The 19,582-nt window shown below is 35.1% G+C and carries 14 protein-coding genes; 11 read left to right on the top strand and 3 right to left on the bottom strand.

Features of this window, described 5'->3' with window-relative positions; all coding sequences use genetic code 11:
* The 4 genes from ACIQYS_RS09240 to ACIQYS_RS09225 all read left to right on the top strand — a co-directional run.
* A partial coding sequence (locus tag ACIQYS_RS09240; RefSeq protein ID WP_402978071.1) for a cache domain-containing protein occupies nucleotides 1-377 on the top strand: 377 nt, incomplete at its 5' end.
* Entirely contained in the window at nucleotides 319-585 is a 267-nt protein-coding gene (locus tag ACIQYS_RS09235) for a hypothetical protein (RefSeq protein ID WP_402978092.1), read from the top strand. The genes ACIQYS_RS09240 and ACIQYS_RS09235, both read left to right, overlap by 59 nt.
* A 287-nt stretch (nucleotides 586-872) precedes the next feature.
* Nucleotides 873-3,254, top strand: coding sequence for a preprotein translocase subunit SecA (gene secA, locus ACIQYS_RS09230; RefSeq protein WP_402978068.1), 2,382 nt, complete (start codon nucleotides 873-875; stop codon nucleotides 3,252-3,254).
* Complete coding sequence (locus tag ACIQYS_RS09225) at nucleotides 3,254-4,135, top strand: accessory Sec system S-layer assembly protein (protein WP_402978065.1); 882 nt, start codon at nucleotides 3,254-3,256, stop codon at nucleotides 4,133-4,135. Before secA ends, ACIQYS_RS09225 begins: the two co-directional genes overlap by 1 nt.
* A 52-nt stretch (nucleotides 4,136-4,187) precedes the next feature.
* On the opposite strand, the gene ACIQYS_RS09220 is transcribed toward ACIQYS_RS09225, so the two are convergent.
* Nucleotides 4,188-5,891 carry an Ig-like domain-containing protein gene (locus tag ACIQYS_RS09220; RefSeq protein WP_402978062.1) on the bottom strand — a complete coding sequence of 568 codons (1,704 nt, stop codon included), beginning with the start codon at nucleotides 5,889-5,891 and terminating at the stop codon, nucleotides 4,188-4,190.
* A 167-nt stretch (nucleotides 5,892-6,058) separates the two neighbouring features.
* Here ACIQYS_RS09220 and ACIQYS_RS09215 point away from each other — a divergent pair, with 167 nt between their 5' ends.
* From ACIQYS_RS09215 to ACIQYS_RS09195, 5 genes are all read left to right on the top strand, one after another.
* Nucleotides 6,059-9,247: a hypothetical protein gene (locus ACIQYS_RS09215; protein ID WP_402978059.1), complete on the top strand. Its 3,189-nt coding sequence runs from the start codon at nucleotides 6,059-6,061 to the stop codon at nucleotides 9,245-9,247.
* Between the two features lie 15 nt (nucleotides 9,248-9,262).
* Nucleotides 9,263-9,874 (top strand): Ig-like domain-containing protein, encoded by a 612-nt coding sequence (locus tag ACIQYS_RS09210; RefSeq protein ID WP_402978056.1) that lies wholly within the window; start codon nucleotides 9,263-9,265, stop codon nucleotides 9,872-9,874.
* 836 nt (nucleotides 9,875-10,710) lie between these two features.
* Nucleotides 10,711-10,854 (top strand): hypothetical protein, encoded by a 144-nt coding sequence (locus ACIQYS_RS09205; RefSeq protein WP_402978053.1) that lies wholly within the window; start codon nucleotides 10,711-10,713, stop codon nucleotides 10,852-10,854.
* Between the two features lie 7 nt (nucleotides 10,855-10,861).
* Nucleotides 10,862-11,212, top strand: coding sequence for a hypothetical protein (locus tag ACIQYS_RS09200; RefSeq protein ID WP_402978050.1), 351 nt, complete (start codon nucleotides 10,862-10,864; stop codon nucleotides 11,210-11,212).
* A gap of 835 nt (nucleotides 11,213-12,047) precedes the next feature.
* The gene (locus tag ACIQYS_RS09195; protein ID WP_402978047.1) at nucleotides 12,048-12,890 is read left to right on the top strand and encodes an SLAP domain-containing protein; all 843 of its coding nucleotides are present in this window, start codon (nucleotides 12,048-12,050) and stop codon (nucleotides 12,888-12,890) included.
* A 55-nt stretch (nucleotides 12,891-12,945) separates the two neighbouring features.
* Here ACIQYS_RS09195 and ACIQYS_RS09190 read toward each other — a convergent pair whose 3' ends face one another.
* Nucleotides 12,946-14,388 carry a DUF5050 domain-containing protein gene (locus tag ACIQYS_RS09190; protein ID WP_402978044.1) on the bottom strand — a complete coding sequence of 481 codons (1,443 nt, stop codon included), beginning with the start codon at nucleotides 14,386-14,388 and terminating at the stop codon, nucleotides 12,946-12,948.
* Between the two features lie 69 nt (nucleotides 14,389-14,457).
* Nucleotides 14,458-16,134: a glucosaminidase domain-containing protein gene (locus ACIQYS_RS09185; RefSeq protein ID WP_402978041.1), complete on the bottom strand. Its 1,677-nt coding sequence runs from the start codon at nucleotides 16,132-16,134 to the stop codon at nucleotides 14,458-14,460.
* Between the two features lie 488 nt (nucleotides 16,135-16,622).
* Between ACIQYS_RS09185 and ACIQYS_RS09180 the strand changes: the two genes are divergently transcribed.
* Together ACIQYS_RS09180 and ACIQYS_RS09175 are read left to right on the top strand one after the other, a co-directional pair.
* Nucleotides 16,623-17,054 (top strand): SLAP domain-containing protein, encoded by a 432-nt coding sequence (locus tag ACIQYS_RS09180; RefSeq protein ID WP_402978038.1) that lies wholly within the window; start codon nucleotides 16,623-16,625, stop codon nucleotides 17,052-17,054.
* 180 nt (nucleotides 17,055-17,234) lie between these two features.
* Nucleotides 17,235-19,481, top strand: coding sequence for a hypothetical protein (locus tag ACIQYS_RS09175; RefSeq protein WP_402978033.1), 2,247 nt, complete (start codon nucleotides 17,235-17,237; stop codon nucleotides 19,479-19,481).
* Nucleotides 19,482-19,582 lie beyond the last annotated feature (101 nt).

Here is a 19,582-nt window from a genome sequence, read left to right as displayed (position 1 = left end):
ATCAAAAGAGTGCTAGTAGTTTAGATAATACGGGGGAACAACTTTTAAAAAATAGTGTTGAACAGACTATAGAAATGATACGAGTCTTAAATGAAAATGTGGAAAATGGAGATATTACTTTAGCAGAGGCACAAGAAATAGTAAAAATTGCGATGTTAGGTAAGCTGAATTCAGATGGAACACGACCAATCAATCCAAGTATAGATTTAGGGGAGAATGGTTATATGTTTGCGTTAGATAGTGGAGGAATAGAACTCGCACATCCAGCAGCCGAAGGTAAAAACCTTTGGGAATCAGAAGATTCTAATGGTGTTAAATTTGTTTGTAAAAGCAATGACACGCATTTCTCAAAGTTCCGAAACCCTATCGAGTCATAGTGAAGAACTCACTCAATCTGCGAATGAAGTAAAATTAGGTACAGAACAAATTGCAACGACGATGCAGGAGTTAGCCTTGGGTTCAGAATCACAAGCCAATAGTGCAAGTGATTTATCAGCCATTATGGATGCGTTTGTATCAAAAGTTGTGGAAGCTAATGAAAACGGAGAAACTATTTTGGAAGAAAAAGTTCCTAAGCAGAAATAAACCATTTTTTAATGTGAATGCATAACAAATGCAAGTGATGTCGATCAGATCAGGTTGATTACAGTTGAATTTCTTTGTCATAATTTGAGACAAATGTTCTTGTAGGCATCCAGGCGATTATGGATAGTGTATAATTCTCTTATTCTACAAAGGGTAAGTAGCATAGCTTGGCTACTTCAAGAAAAGAGTGTGAGAAACAAGCAAAACCATTAGAGAACATTATAAACTCATATAATATGTGATATAATTGACTCCGTAGTTATTCGAAACAAAAGGAGAACAACTCAATGTTAGAAGGCGTAAAAAAACTATTTAATGATAGTTCCAAAGAGTTAAAACGTATAAATAAGATCGTCGATACAATTAATAGTTTAGAAAGTAAATATATAGTGTACACCGATGAAGAATTGCGTGGTACTACGGATTTATTTAAAGAGCAACTTTCTACTGGTAAGACGCTAAAAGATATTCAAATAGAAGCTTTTGCAGTTGTGCGTGAAGCGGCTAAGCGCGTTCTTGGTTTGCGTCATTATGATGTACAACTAATTGGGGGTTTTGTCCTACATGAAGGCTCTATTGCGCAGATGAATACGGGTGAGGGGAAGACGCTTGTTTCGACATTGCCTAGTTATTTACATGCATTAGAAGGAAAAGGTGTACATATTATTACTGCTAACGAGTATTTAGCTACTCGGGATAGAGACATCATGGGGAAAGTACATGAATTTCTTGGTTTGACAGTTGGTTTAAATATTGCCCAAATGAGTCCGCATGCGAAGAAACATGCATATGCGGCAGATATTACATACGGTACTGGTACAGAGTTTGGTTTCGACTATTTACGCGATAATATGGTGTTTCGTAAAGAGGATAAAGTGCAAAGAGGTCATCATTTTGCAATTGTAGATGAAGTCGATAGTATTCTTATTGATGAAGCGAGAACTCCACTTATTGTGGCAGGTAAGTCAAACGAGGGGATGGAATTGTTCCTTATTACTGCTCAAATTATGAAGACATTTAAAGTAGGAAAAGAGTACGAGCTGATTCCTGAAACTAGACATATTTATTTAACCGATGAAGGTGCTACGAAGATTGAAAAATTATTCGGTATTGAAAATTTATATGACCCAGAGCATAGAGAATTGCTTCTCCATGTCAATCAATCTATGAAAGCATATGCAACTTTAAAACGTGATGTAGACTACATCGTCAAAGAAGGAAAAATCGAGTTAATCGATAAGTTCACAGGTCGTATAATGGAAGGGCGTTCGCTAAGTGAAGGCTTGCATCAAGCAATTGAAGCAAAAGAAGGCGTCAAAATTACGGATGAAAATATAACACAAGCGACGATTACGATTCAAAATTACTTCCGATTATATAGTGGTTTAGCTGGTATGACAGGAAGTGCGACACCTTCGAAAAAAGAATTTTGGGAAACGTATCGACTACCTGTTGTGACGATTCCTACGAACAAACCTGTGTTACGTGAAGATGTACCAGAACTTATTTATAAAGATAAAGAAAATAAAATAAAGAAAATTGTTTCTGAAGTGAAGCGGATTAATAGCTTAGGACGACCGATTTTAATAGGTACTACATCTATTGAGCAATCGGAAGAATTCTCTATGCAACTGAAAAAAGAAAAGATCAAACATACAATCCTAAACGCTAAAACGGAAGAAGCAGAGGCTGATATTATTGCGCAAGCTGGTCAAAAAGGACAGGTAATGATTGCAACGAATATGGCAGGACGGGGTACGGATATTTCACTAGATGAAGAAGTGAAACAATTAGGCGGATTGTATATTATTGGAACGGAACGCCATGAAAGTGGGCGTATCGATATGCAACTCCGTGGACGTTCTGGTCGTCAAGGGGATCCAGGTACTTCCCAATTTATCATTTCACTAGAAGATGATTTGTTTACGTACTACGATGAAGAACAGCATGAAATTTACTTGAAAAAAGTAAAAATAAATGAAGAAGGTCTGGTACTATCGCCGAATCCGGATAAGTATTTAAAAACTGTTCAAGAAACGGTGGAGTATATACATCAAGCTGCTCGTGAGCATTTATTGAAATTAGAAACACCTTTAAATGAACAAAGCAAAATTATCTACTCGATGCGCGATCGGGTTATTGACTTAGATAGTGAAATGCTATTCGAAGAGCTATATGAATATATGGAAAATTATATTACTCGACTTTCAGAAGTTTACTTTGGGGAAGAAAATGAAGGATTATTTGATCGACAGCCTGCTTCCTTTATAAAAGAATTGTCGCTTGTACTTCCTTCAATAGACTGGAGCATCGAAGATATTAAACATGTAACTGAACAACAAGTGAAAATGGATGCCCTATCTAAATTAGAAGAACAAAAGGCTTTACTCGAATTGTTTAAAGATACGCCAATTTTTAATATTCAATTGAAGAGATTAATGCTTCAACAAATAGATACGAACTGGATGAGTCACCTGCACCGAATGACGAATATTCGAGAAGGAATCGGTTTAAGTGGTTATGGTCAACAAGACCCATATCAACTCTTTGAAAAAGAGGCACTCTCCGAATTTAAAGCATTACTAAATGAAATTGAATCAGGAGTGAGCATTCAGTTTATGGAACTTGTAAAAGAAGTGTTGAAAGCAAAAAAGGAGAATGAGCAATAATGGCTTTTTTCAAAAAGAAAAAAAATGAAGAAACGGAAGAAAAAATTGAGACAGCTACTGCAGAAGAAGCGGTAGCTACAAATGCAGATGGCGTATACACAAAACTACTGTTTCACCCGTCTCAAAACTATTCAACAGCCCAAACATATGTCTTAAAATTTCACCATGAACAATTACCATCATTGAAACCGAACCAAATTTCTATTTCGGGAATTAGATTAATCCAATTAAAAGAAAAATCGGTAATTGAAGCATTTATTCGCAATACATTGGATCAACCAGTGCAATTTCCTAATCTCGATTTAATCGTATTAGACGAAGCAGGACAAGCACTAGCCAAAAAATCGTTTGATATGTCTATAATGGAAGCTATTCCAGCATTATCTTCAATGCCTTGGAAATTTCCATTTGAGAAAGAAAATATATTAGTAGATCAAATTCCGGAAGACGGTTGGAAAATAGCTTTTGAATTGAAACAGCAACCAAAAGAGCATACATTAGATTTAGCTCCTTCATGGGAAGAACAACTAACCCCAGAACAGCGTGAGCATTTAGAAAAAGTAGTATCAAGTTTACCGAAATTAGGTGAAACCGAAGTGAATTTTATGGGGCTAGAAGCTAAATTTAAAGAAGACAATAGTTTAGCAGCCTCGGTACTAATTCGTAACGGAAATATGAAGTCGATAAACATCGAACAATTACCATTAGTTGTGGAAGATGCAAAAGGCGATCATGTATGCCAAGGTAGCTTTGCACTAGAAGACTTTTCTGTGAAAGCAAACTCAACGAAACCTTGGACATTCATTTTTCCAGAAGCATTAGTGCAGAAAAAAGATCCAGACTTTTCGAGATGGAAAGTTTATATACCAGATAATAACTGACTAGATTAAAAAAGGAACGAGCACAGTAACAAGTGGCTCGTTCCTTTTTCTATTACCATTTAAATGTTAGGTGATCTGGAATTACCCATTTATACGTGCTATCATTGCCAAGCGGTTGGAGTTTATAATCGACACCTTTAACTAGCTTCGATTGTTCTTCTTTAGAAATATAAAAATCGAATGCGAATAGTCTTTGATCTTGTGAGAGTGTATCTGTAAAGAAACCAATAGTACGTTTAACATTCACAGGCGGATAACCATCTGCATTCAATTGAAATTCAAAAGTAGATTTTTCCCTAAATGTATAAGCTTGTGTATAATCCATATCCGCAATCCATTCCGAAATATTTACTGCAAAGTGGTATGTGCCATCTTTTCGTAAACCCAATTCTGCGTCAACATAATGAGGAAGCAAAGGATTCCCCTGTCTGAATACATAATTAACAGTACCTGTTTTAGTTTCTTTATATTCTTGAAGTTTCCCGTCAAAATAGTTAAAGTAATCCAACCAATTTTGTAAGATTTGTTCTTCTGTTTTTCCAAAAAATTTGATAGCGGTATTATCTTTTTCTTCCTTTGTGATCAATTGCTGTCCTTCAAATGTATCCCCGATATAACGTACATAATCATATACATGGTTATAACCATATTGCTCTACTAAATACCAAAACAAGGACAAGGTAACCCCGTAATTATTGGAACTAGCACGATCAATATCATCAAAAGAATCTAATTCAATATCCAATATAAGATTATCTTTACCTCGTCCCTGTGCTTTAGCATAATCTAAAATCGATTCTCTTGTTGGCAGTACGAAATCTTTCTTTAAGTTATTTTTCGAGTTTTCTGGATAATTATAGAAGAAATAGCCGCCATACTCTGCACCACCTTCAAGTAGCCAAAGGCGATAATTTGGACCCCAAAATTTTTCAAATGTTCTTGGGTTATTTTTTTCAGTGATAAAGGATTGAAAATCGAAATAATGTATAAATTTATGAACATAAGATGAACGGAAATCATATGGCATCATACTACCATTCATGAGCATTTCTGCTGCTACTCCATCACCAGTGTTACTCCTCCAAGAACCTATAACCGCTTGATGTTCTTTCGGTAATGCGGTATTCGATTCATTTGTATAGAAGAAGATGTTGAGTGTACCGAGTTCAGTAGTGTAAGGCTTAGTTTTTCGGTAAGATTCGATAGAATTTACAATAGAAATCGTTTCATCATAGGAAAAACCCTTGCCATATCGTTTTTCATAATCATCTGTCACATAAATATTAATAGGATGGCCTTCTCCAAAATCAGCCGAATAATGATGGACATCTTTAATAAGTTGACCATCTGCAAATGAACTTCTAACATCCTTTATACCTTCGTATGTAAGAGTTTCTGATGAAGCCGTGCCTACTGTTTGCTCAGTCATTATATATCTTTTTGCTCCAATAACTATTCTGATCTCGTATTTAGTATTTGGAGTGAGTTTATTGACAGGTGTTACAAAGGCCTGCTTTTCTTTAGCCTCAATTTTCACGGGAATTGACTCTTGGCCTTGGAATATTTCAAGGCTATCAATATCCCCCAATGTTACCTCCTTATTAAACGTCACAGTAAATACTTTAGACAAAGGTACTTCCTTCAATTCCGGCAATGTAATCCATTCACTGCAAGCTGCCGAAGTTTTTGTTACTGGAACTAACGAAATAAATAAAGTCAAAACCAGAATCCAGACGAACATATTCTTCCTTAACATGCTATACCCCTAGTAAGATAGTCTATTGGACAATTATACTATTATTTAACTGGAAAATGCTTCATTTTTTCTGAAAATGGTCGATAGAATAGATGTGTTTGAACTAATTAGATTATGAAGAATTTTGTAAGACAATGACATCGATTTAACGACAAGGAGGAAATATGTTGACAACAAACAGGTTTACAAAATACTTTTACTCGTTTTTAGCATTCTTGCTGATCTTTTCAACGCTTACGCCATTTGGTGCGAAGGCAGCAGGGGAAGTAGAGGTAGGTATTACTGCAAATGATATTACAGAGGAGAATATTACATTAGGTACTCAAAAGATTGTATTAACTCTCCCGGAAGGTAAAAGTTGGGTAAATGATGGTAGTCATTTTACTAGACTAAATGTTTTAAAAGATAGCATGAATGCAGATATTGATCAAGCGGTTTGGACTTCATTCAAAGCTTTAATTTCAGAGACAAATGTGGTATTAAGTGATTCAAATAAAGTACTTACTTTAACTCTTCCAGGTATTGCATACTCCATTACTAATAACCAAAACATTAAAATCAACCTGACTGGTGCACTAATAGAAAATTGGGAAGGTACCGTAAAACCAGTAGAGTTTACAATTTATGCACAACCAGAAATCACTCTCGGAGGCAGTATTTTAAATGCTACTGCAACGGATATAAATACTGGCGGGAAGACAATTGAATTGAATTTATTGAATGCTACTTGGGATACTCAAATTTTAAGTACATGGACAGAATTGAAGAAAGTCCTAAATATGTTTGAAGTGAATTCTTCTCCATGGCAATTAGTAGAAGAATTAAGTTCAGCAGATCCAAATAAATTTCTCTCCTTTACAAACAATAACCGAACATTAAAAATTAATCTTCCTTCAACTCCAATAACAATTAATGAAGATACAGTAGTATTTAATCCGGCAACTTTAGCTGCATATATTAAAATGGATATTGTAGGTACTAATTTAAAAACACCTGGTACTGATTTACAATTCATAATTAAACCAGCAACAACAGGAACTATCACTCCATCTGTTTCAAATTTAACGGAAGCAACTATTAATACATTATCAACAGCTACTATTAGTTTACTCTTACCAAGTGGCGTATTATGGAACAATCTGGACGATGCTAAAAAAGACTTATTAATTAATGCACTACAAGTAAAAAATCAAACAAGCGAATGGGAAAAAGTTAAAACAAATTTAAAGTCATTGCCTGGAAACATTAGTGTAATAAACTCTAATAAAACTCTACAGATTATTATTCCTCAGACAGACGATTATAGATTAACAGAGGACCAAGTAATTACATTGAATGTTCCATACCAACTTTTACAAAATGCCGTTATTTTGCCGGAACAAAAATTTACTATTGTTGCAAAATCAAAAGCTCTTATTAAAGGAACTGTTACTCCAAGTATTTCACAAGCGGATGTTGTTAAAGGTGGAAAAACAATTATAGTAGAGCTAGTAAATGCAAAATGGGCATCAGATATTGCAACTAAAACAACAAACCGTGAAACCTTACTTAATGGTTTTGATTGGGATAATACTATTAAAGATATTATTCTCGCAAGTGCTGATGTCAAAAGAACAAGTGACAAAGTAGTTACGATAACATTGCCGCCGATTCCAGGATACAAAATAACAAGCGTAACTGAAATAAAGTTTAATCAAAGTAACAGTAAATTGGATGGTAATACATTTCTTTCCAATCAAGAATTTAGTGCATTTAATGTAATCCCTACTGACAATCAATCAGCAACAATATCTGGTTCAATTTTGTCTGGTACAAATGAGTTTGATATTGTAAAAGGTGGTAAGGAAGTTACCATTACCTTGAAAAACGATGTATGGGTAAAAGATATAAATAATAATGTCAATACAATCAAAATTAATGCACCTTCATTGATTCACACTATCAATAACTCAACAATAACTAGAATTAGTGATACAGTGGTGAAGTTTACATTACCTCCAATAGTTGGCTTTACATCGGAACAAGATACAACTGCAACAATAGAAATCTCTAAAGAATTGTTGACCATGTCAAATGATGTTTTAAAAGGAAGTTTCAAAATTGCTGATGTAAAAGCAGAACTTTCCGGAACAGCTAGTAGTGGATTGGACGCAGTGGATCTTCAAAAAGGTGGCAAAACTATAATCATTACATTGAAAAATGCTGCCTTCAACAAAGATTTACCTATCAATGATTATATTAAAGTAATAAAATCTGGGACCGGACTTCCAGATAAGGTAATAGCAGCTTTAAAAGCGTCAAATGATAGCAAAAAAATTACCATAACAAATAATAAACTAACAATTAAACTGCCAGCAGTTGATTTTTCAGGTAATGGCACACTAGGGTTTGTAGTTCCTGAGGATCTTCTCGCAAATGGGTATGATCTTTCTATAGAAAAAAATGCTAGTATTTCAGTAGGGGCGGTAGCAACAATATCCATTGGTCCAAAATCTTTAAAAGAGAAAGATTTGTCCGATGGAACTACGCTTACTCTTACCCTTACAGGAGCAACATGGGATCCAGCAATTGCAACAAATTCAAGTAAACAAGCAACTTTATTAAAAGGGTTTACTACGGATGACCAAACTAAAGAATGGGCAACAATAATTGACACAATTAAAAAGAATGGCACATTTGTTTTGGACGACGCAAAAGAAGTGTTAAAAATTACGATTCCAAAAGTATCTGATTATGCAATCGTTCGGGATCAAACTGTGAATATTACCATTCCAAAATCAGTCCTAGTAGACTACAAATATGATATTGCAGTTCCGACAGGACAAGAATTAGCTATTTCAGTGCAGCATCCAACATATAGCACTACTCTTGGTAAACTATTAGAAGATGGTTTTGATGACTATATCAAAACAGGTTTTGAAACTATTCGAGTGAAAGTTCCAGAGAAAAAAATTCAAACAATCACAACAAATACGGTAGCTCTTTCTGCTACACAAAATGTAACAACTATTGAGGTACTTGCTAATAGTGATGTACAAAAAGTAACACTTACGCTTAGTAAAGAAGAAGGCACAGACGAAACTATGGAAGCGAGTAAAATAAATGGTAAGTTCCTATTTGTATTAAATAATTTACCTAAAAATGCGGAAGTAAGTTTTTCTGCTTATGGTTCAGGAACTAACAAAGTTCAAGCTGATATTTTTAAGAAAATCGGCACTGGCAATAAAATCTATAATGAAGTACCAAAGAAAGATCTAACCGGATCTTATTCTCTTTATACACTTTTTATGGATAAGAGTTTGATGAAAGATATCTTAAAATACTACTCAATAGATGATTTACAAGTGGGTAAATAAGGAAGGAGAAATATCTTGACTGGAAAAAAACTTATCTATACGACTTTTGCTGCTATGATTATGTTGCTCACTTTCCAACCAATGTTTACACTAGCAAAAGACTGGGAATATAAAACGTCAGAAAATGTTAATAAAGTGTGGAAAGTACGATTCAATATGCAATTAAATACTAGTTCACTGAATTCGTCCAACGTTTACGTGACGGATGGACAAAACGTACATCCAACGACTGTTACTACTTCTAATAATGGGTATGTAGTGGAAGTGAAGCCTACAAAATCTTATTCAGTTGGAAAGCAATACACATTATTTATAAAAAACAGTATTCAAAGCACGCAAGGAAAAACATTGAAAACTGGCTTGGAAGTACCGTTTCAAATCGTAGATCCTTCGTTAAATATCCAATATGTGCAAAGTAATACGAATAGCATTTTTACTACAGTAACTGTGAATACTAATTCGGATGTTCACCGAGTAACGATTAGCGGAGATGACATGATTTATAAAGGAAGCAATAAATTTACTTACACATTGGTAGACGCAAAACCTGGTTCGCTCATAACTATTTACGCATACGATGAAAACAATAAGAGTTTGGAAACAAAAAAGTATACACTTGGAAACTAGTTACTTGATAAAACAAATACCAAAACATTTACAAAATCCTCTTAAGTCTTACATGACTAAAGGGGATTTTTTTATCTATGCGGTATAAAAAAACTTCCCATTATATGGTTCTCATGAATTTGCCTAACCATGATATAGTCGACTCGGTAATTACAATGCACATAAACCAAGTCTTTTGAAAGGAGATTCCAAGTTTATGAAGAAAAAAACTATAAACATAGCAGCATTAACTGCAGTAGCAACTTCAGCTTTTACTGCAGTAATAGCTGCACAAAAAATGGGCTATATCAGTAGAAGGTTTTGCTGATTATCAAACTCGTTCGTACGAACGATATAACATTGCTAAAAAGGCTATCTTAGCCACGAGAACGGCAGCTTCTAAATAAATCTACCTCTGAAAAATTAAGCGTTCAAGCAAAACTAGTGGAACCAAAAATCCAAGTCTAACGTGCACAAGCTTACATAGATGCAATTACTTCCAGTCAAAAAATAATTGATTTAACGAACAACTGAGTAGAGCAATCAACTCAGCTGATCTGGACAAAATAGAAACCGCATACCATAAAGCAACGGTTTAGTACCGTAAACAGGCAAAATTACTAGATCGTGTATTTGGTCAATCAACTAGAGACGGTATTCGTCAGGCAGTAAACCTGCAATAGAAGAACGGATCAATGAATTAAAAATTGATATAACAGTTAGAATGTATGTTGATAAAGCCGTTAATTGGATGAAGAGGATAAGTTAGTAGAAGCAGCTTCTGGATTAGAAAAAGCTCACTATTACTTAACACTAAAAGAAGCGAAGTTCAAGCAGTTACTTGGAAAAATCATACTGTGCAGTTTGTGACAGCAGCTGTTGCAGATATTTCTGGCATCTTCTTAAACGAAACCAATGTAGCCTATATGGAAACAACCGACTCTCGTACATATACCGCTAAGTTAACAAATAAAGATGGCTCCCATACGTGGGGCGTGTAAAAAAAATTTGGCCGAAGTAAGTACGCCAACATCAATTGCATCTACAACTGCGGTAATCACTTTGCTAAATGGTCCAGTAGTGAATGCGGGACAAGAATGGGTGGCAAATACAGATGTAAATGGAAATTTAGTATTTATAATTGCAACAGCATATAGTGCGAATAGTAAAATCTCTTCTGTTATCCATGTGCAACCAACCATCCCAAAACTGGATGGCGACGAAAAAAGTAAAAAAGCACCAATCACCCATTTTATGCAGTTACAACAGATAAATAATGCTTATGCATTGTATATAAATAGAACAACTGTAAACATAGAAAATCATTATGTATTTGCGAATGACTTTAAATATAATTAATTGGGATGCAAACGACCAATTCTTCATCCGCGGACAAAAAGTGTCACAAAAAGTATTCGAGGATGCCCTATCGAAAGGGGACACAGTAACAGTCGACTATAAAGTAAAAGTAGCAAACGCTTCTTCTTGAAACATTACGGTCGACGTAACGGAAGCTGCTAAATTGGAATTTTCAAACCCAGCTCATAGTTATAACGTTCGATGGTTTCACCTATGACATAAGTGGAACTGCTCAACAAGGGAATACTGTAATAGTGTACCAAAATGATGTATTAGTAGGTACAACTACAGCGGATGGGAATGATCACTGGACTCTAGGTGCAGTATCTTTAATTCAAAAACGCTGCTAATACTTTTACAGCTTATCAATACGCTCCTGGAAAAGAAGGAGAACATGGTGCAGGATCTGAAAATCCAATTACTCCTACAAAATCTGTTATCAATAAAGGTACTTTTACTTATACGGAACTTGTTATTAATGATAAAGACGATAATGGATTAACAATCTCAGATACATTAGATTTCACTTTCTTAAATCTTCCTATGGGCATGAATTCAAAAAGGGTTTATCTGGCACAATTACTTGGAAAGATAGTCAGGGGAAATGCGCTGAGGTGAAAGTTGATTATGTGGACGGTGGCACACTGAAAGTAGTTGATTTTATTTCGATGGAAACAAGTTTTGATAACTCTCGTTTTCTTCAAATTAAAGCTACTTCTGGATCAGAAAAATAAATAGAATAATAGATGGGAAGTTTATCATTAATTGACGCAAGATTGTTGGGATTTGTGGTATAATGCAGAAATAGTATGCGTATTTGAAAGGAATGTTCTAATTGGTTAAACGATTCAAAGGAAACCAAGCAAAACCGACAAATAGATTAAAAACAATGTTAGAATTCAGTGATAAATGGGATTTGGATCAACAAGATCGTTATGTCTTCCAATATTTCCACAATAAATTAAAAGGACTTGAACCAAATCAAGTGAATATCCATGGGGTAGAGTTACTTAAAGCGGAAGATGGATTTATCATGACGGCCATTATTCGTCATTCTCTACAAAAAGCCTTAAATATACAAGATATTCGACTAGTTGTTCGTGATACAGAAGGAAAAGAACTTGCACGAAAAGATTTTAATATGGAGTATTTTGGCGTATTAAACTCATTGCGAGCTCGTGCATGGGTATTCGATTTTGATAAGGATTCTTTGTTAGTATCAGAAGATGAAATTCAGGATAAAATGGAATTTGAAGTCGTTTTCGAAATTCAGGAGCCTGCAGTTTCTCGATTTGAGTTGCAACTGGATGACAATTGGTCAAACGGTTTAACAGAAGAACAAAGGAGTTCTTTAAGCACGACTCTATCTTCTCTTGATTCAATCAAACAGGATGAAATATCAGTTTCTGCATTCAATTTAGAAGTAGTAGAAGATGGAGTTAGCGTTTATGTATTTGTACGTAATTCTTTCAATAACGATATTACCATCAGCAATCTACCATTACAGTTGTTTGATGCTGCCGGTGACTTAATAGCTCAACTAGGTTTCCCATTGGAACAATTTACTGTTCAACCAACTCACGCACGTCCGATAAGCTTGCATTTCCCTGAAACTGTATTCAAAAAAGCAGCTCCAGACTGGACAAGTTGGACTATTAAACTTACGTCACAAGGTTAATCAGTGTATGTATAAATCCCTCTATCGAGAAATTGATAGAGGGATTTTTTTACTATTATTGTATATAAAAGTTTTTAGTAGAAGCAGTTTTGAGTGTTTTACCAGATACTTTAGCTTTTACGTTTTGTATGAATAGCGTGTAATTAGTATTGTTTTTATAGCCATTTGAAGGTGCTTGTACAAGTACTTTCTTTGCGCTCGTTGGGTCTACTTGTAATGTTACGGTAACATTTTCACCATTTTCTGTTTTAACGAGAATATTTTCCTTTTTAATAGAAGAAGGATCGACTTCTTGGTTGAATGTAATCGTCCATGTTTTATTGGCGGTTACTTTTTGGCCAATTCCTGAAAATATATTATCTAAAGGTAATAATTCTCGTTTGTTCGTAACATTGTTTAAGTAAGTTAACGTATTTCCCACTACTTGAATATCCGTTGAATGGATGGAATTCATTTGCGCTAGTGAAGAACCGTCTAGTTTCATTTTATACATATACCCGCTATTGGAATAATTACTGAAGTAAATAGTGTCTCCGTAAATAGCGAAATAAGGTGCTCGTACATTATTTACTTTTTGTTTGTTTGAACCATTCTTTGCTATTTTGTATAGTTTGTCAAGATCGGATTGGCTGCTGTAGTAATAGTATCCATCAAATTCTACTGTTTTATTAAAATCATTAAAGTAACTATATGTATTACTCGTAGCGATTGGCCAGTTTCCTTCTTCCCATGTATGATCTTTTCTAAGTTGATCGGAAGTTATAAGGAAATAAGAGTAACGAACGTATCCATCTTGGTTAGGGGCCGGATCATCCCACGTGATGTCCATCCAATAGAAAGTCCCATTTAGCTTAATAAGATTCCAAGAGTGGAGACCGCCATTTGCAGTTCCATACACATAATAATTCTCAATTCCTAGACGATTCATAAGTAGTTGTGCCGCCTTTGCATAGCCATCGCATACAGCAATTCCTTGGATAAGGGATCCATATGCAGTATAAGAGTCTGCTGGCACAGTTCCATTTAAATAATTATCCCAATCATAGGCAGTAGATAATGCAATATAATCATGAATTGCTTTTACTTTATCAAAATCTGAATAATTGGGTCTAATAATAGAAGAAAGAACTTTATCTACTTCTTGTTGAAGCGCTAATTGATTTGCAATCACTTTCTTAGTTGGTAGTGAATAATAAAATTCAATCGTTCCATTTGAAGAAAATCTAGCACCCGAGTAATACATAATTTCAGGGTTTTCAAAGGTTACTTGATTAATTAATTCACCAACTTTTAAATAATCAATTTCGGATGTATCAAATTGACCTGTAGCTTGTCCCGTTAAAAGTGCTATTTTAATCTTTTCATATGATTCGGGTGCAGCTGTTTTTTGAGACGAACTGACCTGGTAGGATGCTTCTGCTTTCGCTACTGATGAATGGTCAACTAGTAGAAAAATAGTAAAGATAAATGTACATAATATGGCAAGCGTTTTGTTCAAATAATATCTCCTCCTGCAACTAATATCGACATTTTCAAAATAGTCTTTAGTTTGCTAGTTGGATGTTATTTATTTGAAGGGTATTGCTTGAATATAGTCACGGTGAATATACAATTCTTTATATGAACTAGAGTCAGAGAGAACTTGTACCCAATCGGTTTCTGGTAGACTATCATCTAGAATAATAATCAGTAAGTTCGATTTAGCATATCGATAAGCAACAGGATAATTGGTACCGGGACCAGTTCTGACGTTTAGACCAGAAGTGGTTGTAATACCAAGCTTGTATGGATTAATAGAATCTTTCCCACCCATCATTTGATCCATTCGATATAAATGACCAGCTGCTTTTGCTCCCCAATATGGGTCGGAAGCATATTTTACATTGAATCCTGTTGCTTTATTACCAAAAGCGGCACCATATGCATATCCAGCATTAGGCGGAATATAATTTTTGTTCAAAAACTTTGTTATTAGTTCCTCAATATTTTGCTCGACTGTATCAAAATACTTTGCTAAAGGGTTGTTATCTGTAACATACAGTCCAAATAAGTTATTGTATTCCAAGGCTCTATTACTTAAACCATACGCACTTTCATGTTGTGCAAGTGCCAGGATAAAGAGTGCATTTATATGATATTCATCTTCCATTTGTTTTAAAAAGTTACCTAAACCTATTAACTTACTTTTCTTGGATGCTTGTTTATATGTTGCATTATATGGATTTTCCATTTCGAGTTTTTGAAGCATAGTAAATATATACGCATCGATTTCTTCCGCAGAATAATTTGTTTTACTTCGTGCAGATAGATATTGGAAGTAAGGATAACTTGTCCCAACAGTTTGTCCACTTGCATTTGTAAAATGTACTCCATCAACACTATAATAATTTTCTCCTGCTATCATAAAGTTTGGAGCAGTACCGACGTTATAAAACGTGTATTTTCCAGAGTTATGAGAGTAAATATAATGCGTCAGAGTTCCATTCACAGTAGAATAATACGATCTACCTTTGAGAGCATTCCATGGAAGTAGCTTACTATTTTCATGCTTAATATAAGCAGTCTTTCCTGCAACATTTACTTCTACGTATATGTCTGTAGAATCTACGTAAAGCAATTCAGTATCTGCAGGGACATAAGTGTCTTGCTGTTTGAATGACTTGTCCGAATAGATAATGGTAAGAACGCTCGAAGTTGTTGGTTTTGTTACTACAAGCCCGGCTGGCATTTTTATAAGAGCTCCTTGATGCATAATTACTTGATCTGTCTTCCAATTTGTAACAGCCTCTTCATATGTAAGATATGATTTGATAAAAGATGTACTTCCATCCGCTTGAATCTGTGCAATGTCATATGTTTGAGAGGCTTCAATTGTGAATTTCTTTTGGACGTATTTGGAAAGAGGCTTTCCGCTTTTGTCTTTAATTTTATCGGTAATATGCAATACATATGTAGATGAGTGAACATAGCCTCCTATTGGTGGTGCTATTATCACTTGTTTGCCATCCATTGATACCGTTATGTTCCCATTTTTCTTTGTGCCCGATTGATCTATTACATAAATAGAGTTGGAATTGACACTGGTTGAATCAACAGACTTATTAAACTTTACAGTCCAAGTTTTATCGGACATTACGTCAATTGATTCATCCCATTGAATGATTGCTTCCCCATTAGCTAGAATTGGGAACGAAAGTATTGCAATAAATAATGCGAAAATATGTATGGGCTTAATTTTTTTCATAAAATTATTACTCCTCCTAATGATCCAAGTTGCCAATTATCATACTATCAGTTAATAGTAGAGAATTCTAGAAGTGTATGGAAAATGGTCGATAGAAAACATTGAATGTCGTATAATGTCCATTTGTCCACTTTATAAGTTCGAATTATTTACAGAAAATTCACATTACAATTACTATTAGTGGTGGAAGCATTTGTTTTGAAAAAGTCCAAGCTGAAACTATTAAACCAATTGAAGCATGGGATTACTAGGTTGAATACAATTCAGATAATAATTGGGATATAAATGATTTTATAATAAGGGAAGATGACTCCATCTTAATGTAGTCTAAAACAGGAGAAGATTGAAGTTCAGAATACGAGTTAACTATTTTACCTACGAACGGAAGTGAATTATTTGGTGTATTAAACTTCCTACGAGCTTGTCCATGAATTTTCGAATTTGAAAGCGATACTTTACTAGTTCCAGAATACGAAATTAAAGATAAAATGGAATTCGAAGTCGTTTTTGAGATCCAAGAGCCTACACGTTCTGAATTCTATTTACAACTAGATGCAAACTGGTCAGAGCAATTGTCGGATGAGCAAAAAGAAGATTTGCAAAAAACGCTCGACTCTTTAGTGCCTATCCAAATGGAAACTATTTCTGTTTCTGCTTTTAACTTAGCAGCACAAGAAGATGGCGTTCATGTAAGTGTGTTAATCCGTAACACCTTTACGACAGTCGTAACACTTGAAAACTTGCCACTGCAATTGTTTGATGCAGCAGGTGATCTAGTTGCACAACTTGGCTTCCCATTAGCGCAATTTGACCTGAATCCAAATTACGGTCGCCCAGTAAGCTTGTTCTTCCCTAAAGATGTATTTAAGAAAGAAAATCCAGACTGGTCAGACTGGAAAATTGAAGTAACTCCACAATAATAAACGAAATCCTGCAGAGAATAATTTCTGCAGGATTTTTTTCATCCCTGTGAGAATTCTGGATTGCCCCTCACACAGGAACCTCTCGAAATCCCAAATCCCAATATTAGGATAATCCAACCAAGTATTTCTATGATATATTTGGTAATGAAATGCCAAATTCAAGGGAGAATACAAGATATGAAGAGAAACATAGTCAAAATTACAGCAACAACAGCAATAGTTGCTTCCACATTTGTTGGAGCATTCCCCTCCCAACAAGCTAACGCCACAACAAATATAAATCAACTAGTAACGGATGCCCAAAACGCTGGCACCATTTTAAAATGGGCTATTTCAGTAGAAGGCTCTGCTGATTTTAAAACTCGTCCATATAACCAATATAATACTGCCAAGAACACGATCCAAGCAGCAGAAACCGCAGCTACTAATCTTTCAACATCTGATAAATTAAGTGTTCAGGCAAAACTGGTGGAACCAAAAATACATGTGAAACGTGCGCAAGCATACATCGATGCGATTACCTCAAGTGAAAAGATTATCGATTTAACAGACAATCTGAAAAAAGCAATCGACTCGGCTGATCTTGGGAAAGTGGAGTCCGCTTACCACATTGCTACTGCGGAATATCGTAAACAAGTAAAACTACTAGATAGAGTTTATGGACAATCTACACGTGATGGTATTCGAAATGCAGTGAAACCTGCTATGGAAAAGTTAATAGAACAAGTGAAATATGATGTGACAGTGAAAATACATATAGAAAAAGCCTCTAGTTATATAAAGGCCAACAAGCTGGCAGAAGCAGCCACTGAATTAGAAAAAGCGAAAAACTATTTAACTTTTAATGAGGGAGATTTCTCTTTCCAAACGCAGTTAGAGAAAAGCTATAAAGACATAGAAGCTTCATTACCGTTACAACCACTCACGGTTTCTACTGATGGGCAAAACACTGTCATGGTTCATTTTTCAAAAGAATATTCCATCCCATTAGCTGGTTTAGAAGCAGGACAATTTAAAGTTTCAGGAAAAAACGTTCAAGCAGCTAAATTATCAGAAGACAAAAAAACAGTAATCTTAACAACTTCTAATCTAGATCCTTCTACAAATTACTCGGTCACTTGGAAAGACTACAAGATGAAGTTTGCAACAGAAGCGGTTGCTGATATTACAGGTATTGTAGTATATGATATGGATGCTTCTTACTTGGAAACGACACAAAATCGGGTTTATCGTGCTAATCTAACTAACGCAGATGGCTCTCCATATATTGGACGTGTTCGAATAAACCTAACAGAAGCAAATCCCGTTACTGAAATAACTTCTACTACAGCTGTCATTACTTCTGCAAATGGTTCAATAGGAAATACTGGTCAGGAAATGACCGTGTTCACAGATCAATCCGGAAATCTAACCTTTATTATTGCACCAGGAAACCTAACTTCTGTAACACATATACAACCGATAATTCAAAAACTAGATGGACATCCAAAAAGTAAAAAAGCACCGCTAACTCACTTTTTTCAATTACAAAATGTAAGCGGATCTTATAATTTAAATATAAAAAGCGCTGATCTATTTATAGAGAGTGACTTTGTATATACAAATGGTTTCAAATACAAATGGGATGATAATGATCTGTTTTTCATCCATGGACAACGAGTATCGCAACAAGCGTTTGCAACAGCACTTTCGAGTAGGGATTCTATAACAGTTGGCTATGAGACAAAAACCGAAAATATATCTACTTGGAACATAACTTCCGATTTAACAGAGGCCGCTAAACTGGAAATAACAAACCCGGCACAAAGCCCCGTAACATACGATGGTTCTAGCTATATCATAAGTGGTACTGCTCAAGCTGGCTATAAAGTGAAAGTATACCTAAACGGAATATATATCGGTACAGCTAAAGTAGATGACAAGGGAGACTGGACGCTCGGATCCATCAGCTTATTGCAAAACGTATCAAATACATTTGAAGCTTTCCAATATGCTCCTGGTAAAGACGGGCACAACGGTGAAGGATCTGAAAACCCTACTACTCCAGCTACAGCTACGATCAATGAAGGTGCCTTTGCTTCTACGGAAATTATTTTAAATGATAAAGATAGCAACGGATTAACGATTTCAGACACATTAGATTTCACTTTCTTAAACCCTTCCTTCGGGCATAAGTTCAAGAAAGCTATATCAGGAACAATTAAAATCAATGATGGATATGGCAAATCCGCAGTAGTAAAAGTCGAATATGTGGATCATGATACACTAAAAGTTGTTGATTTTGTTTCCAAAGAAACAGACTTTGTTCATGTCTCTGCCTCCTTAATAATTGTAGCTACAACTGGTATAGTAAACCAAGATCAACTTGCATACAATATCGCAGAATCTCAATCCAATGGTACGGTTATTTTGACAAAAAAATAATCTGTGTTCTTGTGTACACAAATAAAAAAACAGTAGCCGCGTATTAGTAGATATACTCTGCTACTGTTTTTTAGTGTCCCTGTGTAAGGTGTAAAAGGGAT

The organism is Psychrobacillus sp. NPDC096426, from assembly GCF_044762745.1.
In the GTDB taxonomy this organism is placed as follows: Bacteria; Bacillota; Bacilli; order Bacillales_A; family Planococcaceae; genus Psychrobacillus.
The sequence above is the reverse complement of the archived record's forward strand: the minus strand, read 5'-3'. Positions and strand labels throughout refer to the sequence as shown.